This is a genomic window from Bittarella massiliensis (ex Durand et al. 2017), assembly GCF_017566145.1.
GTDB classification, from domain to species: domain Bacteria; phylum Bacillota; class Clostridia; order Oscillospirales; family Ruminococcaceae; genus Bittarella; species Bittarella massiliensis_A.
In genome coordinates this window covers 1-209 of the sequence record NZ_JABFCL010000401.1, presented here as the reverse complement: position 1 = coordinate 209, position 209 = coordinate 1, and the positions used below count along the sequence as shown (strand labels likewise).

The window sequence follows — 209 nt, the reverse complement described above, 5'->3', positions numbered from 1 at the left end:
GACCGTAGAATGTGCAAATCCGACGATTCTTATGAAAGCAATGAAAAATCCTGTAGAGCTGGAAAATATTAAAGAGGCTCACATCAAGGATGGCGTAGCCATCACGAAATTCATGTACTGGATCAAAACCAGATACGATAAAGAGGTCATCACAGAGCTTAGCGCTGCTGACAAACTCACAAGCCTCCGTGCGGAACAAGAAGGGTATA

At 43.5% G+C, this 209-nt stretch carries 1 pseudogene; it reads left to right on the top strand.

Annotated elements, in window-relative coordinates:
• Positions 1-209: pseudogene (locus HJY11_RS14815) on the top strand (aminopeptidase P family protein); the annotation flags it as partial.